Annotated in this window: 2 protein-coding genes; both read left to right on the top strand. The window is 68.9% G+C overall.

The annotated features are described in order from the left end of the window. Window positions 1-514: DoxX family protein (locus tag AC08OX_RS16785; protein WP_476608681.1), on the top strand; the 514-nt coding region annotated here is incomplete at its 5' end. Between the two features lie 219 nt (window positions 515-733). Next, window positions 734-2,781 (top strand): UvrD-helicase domain-containing protein (locus AC08OX_RS16780; protein WP_476608680.1); only part of this gene is annotated, 2,048 nt, incomplete at its 3' end.

Genomic DNA, 2,781 nt, shown 5'->3' with positions numbered 1-2,781 from the left:
GGGCCCGTCCCGCACGGCCGTGTCCCGCACGGCCGTGTCCGCAGCCGACCTCGGGCTGCTGCTGCTCCGGATGACCTTCGGTCTACTGCTCGCCGGGCACGGCGCGCAGAAGCTCTTCGGCCTGTTCGGCGGCCACGGCCTCACCACGACCGGCAAGGGATTCGCCCAGCTGGGTTACCATCCCGGCACCTTCTTCGCCGGGCTGGCCGGCGCGTCCGAGTTCCTCGGCGGCCTCGGCCTGGCGGTGGGCCTGCTGACTCCGTTGGCGGCCGCGGCCGTGATCGGCGTGATGATCAACGCAATGATCGTGACCACACCGAACGGACTGTGGGAAACCGACGGCGGCATGGAGTACCCGCTGTGCGTCGCGGTGGTCGCGATCACGGTGGCTGCGGTCGGTGCCGGACGGCTGGCGCTCGACCGCCTCTTCCGGCGGCGCGACGGCGGGCTGCCCGAGGCGGCTTTCGCCCTCGGCCTCGGCGGCATCAGCGCCGCCATCGTGCTGGCGGTCTAGACCGAACTTACGTGATCGTTCTCTGCCGAAAGTGGCCGTGGCCAGGGTGTTCGAAGAGTTCGAGTCGGCACGCTCGAACCAGCTTTCGAAAGTGGACTTACCTTTACAAGAACAACCGCTCTTCCCTAGGGCCTGCAGACCACCGTTGCCCGTAAACGTAGCCAAACGATGGCTCATTACCGTACTCTTACCTGTGACATAAGGTGAGGGAGTAGTGACGTGCTTTTGGGTGGACCGGCAGCGCGCATCCCCGCCACCGCTGCGTCGACCGCCGGCACGTCGACCGCCCATCCTCCGACGACCGCCTCGTCGACGCGAGACGCCGACCCGCTGCCAGAACCGTCGGCCCTCGGTCAAGCCGTCCTGCTCGGGATGGAGATCGACGGAGTCCAGCGACAGATCCAGCACCTGACCGACGTGCTGAAGCAGTTACGCCGCCACCGCCAGCACTGGGAAGCCGGTGGCCGGGCCGAGCAGAGTGTGGTCCGAGTGCTGGTCGGTATGGACGACGCAGGGTGGCACGTGCTGCCGGACCGACGGTGGCCAGGCACCCGCCGGGCCAACATCGACGTGATCGTGGTGGGGCCTGGCGGAGTCTTCGTGGTAGACGTGAAGAACTGGCGAGAGATCACCGTCGAACGCGGCCGGTTATGGCGTGGCGACGCCGACGCGGACGACGATGTCCGCAAACTTCTGGATCAGACCGTAGCGGTGGAGGAGGTGCTGGTAGAGGCAGGTCTGCCACCGACCGAGGTGGTTCCGCTGCTGGTTCTGGCCAGGCGGAAAAACGTCCGGGCACAACTCGACCGGGTGACGGTGCTCGGCGAGCAGGACCTAACCCGCGACCTGGCGCGTCGTGGCGCACGCCTGGCACCGGACCTCGTTGAACAACTACTGGACCGTCTGGCACGCGGTTGCCCGCCGATGCCCCGCGCCACCGTCACCACCGCCACCACCGCCACCGCCGTCACGGTCGCCACCGCCGTCACGGTCGCCAAGGCGCCGACCTCACGGTCTGTCCGCCGTCCGGTCGCGCGCCGGGCAGGTCCCTCTTCGAACGGTACGGCCGCGACCGAAAGCCCAGCCGCTATCGAGCGGCCCACTCAGGCCTACTGTCCAGCTCCGGCCGGGCGTCCGACTTCTTCCGAGCCGCTGTCGCCGCCCGAGCAATCGGTTCCACCAGATCAGGATGCGCTGCTGAGCCGCGAGGAGCTGTGGCAAGAACTTCTCGACGCCGCCGCCCGAGAGCCGATCGAGACGTGGATGACCTGGCTGCACCCGACGCAGGCCCGCCTGGCCGGCCGGCAGTGGTCCGGTCCGGCCCGCGTCCGCGGCGCGGCCGGTACCGGCAAGACGGTCGTCGCGTTGCACCGCGCCAAGTATCTGGCCGCCCGCGGGGAACGGGTGTTGTTCACCTCGCTGGTGCGCACGCTGGGGCCGGTCTACCGCGCACTGCTGACCCGGATGGCCCCCGAGCACGTCGACCGGATCGAGTTCGCCACCGTCCACGCCGTCGCCACACGTTGTCTTCGCGAACACGGCTTGGCAGACCGGCACCAGCAGGAGGCCGCCGACACCTGTTTCTGGCGCGCCTGGGGGCAGGTCGGGCAGTTCTCGGTTCTGCCCGGGCTCGGCCTGGCTCCCGGGTACTGGAAGGACGAGATCGCGACAGTCGTCAAGGGCCGAGGCCTGACCGACTTCGAGCAGTACGCCAAGCTGGCACGCGTCGGGCGCAGCACTCCCTTGCAACCGACCCACCGGCGTGCGGTGTGGGAGCTGTACGAACGGTACGAGCAGCTCCGGACAGAGCGCGGCGTCCTCGATCGCGACGACGTGCTGCTCCTGGCTCGCGACCTGGTGCGCGAGAGTTCCGACACCCGGTACGACGCGGTGATCGTTGACGAGGTACAGGACCTTACGTGCGTCGGTCTGCAACTGCTGCATGCCTTCGTCGGCGACAAGCCGGACGGCCTGCTCGTGGTCGGCGATGGCCAGCAGTCCATCTATCCCGGCGGTTTCACCCTCGCCGAGGCCGGCGTCGCCGTCGTCGGACGCTCCACCGTGCTCGGGAAAAACTACCGTAATCGCGAGAAGATCCTGCGCTACGCCCAGGCGGTAGTCGCCGACGACAGCTTCGACGACCTCGACGGCGTCCAGGAACGCGGGCGACGCGAGGTCGACGTCGACCGGCCGGGAGGCGAGATCCGCGAGGTCACGGTGTCGGGCACCGTGGCGCAGGATGCGGCGCTCTGCGAGCACCCCGCCCT

Source organism: Frankia sp. CoBUL1, assembly GCF_978021245.1.
Note: the sequence above shows the minus strand (reverse complement) of the source record. Positions and strands in the feature narration are given on the sequence as shown.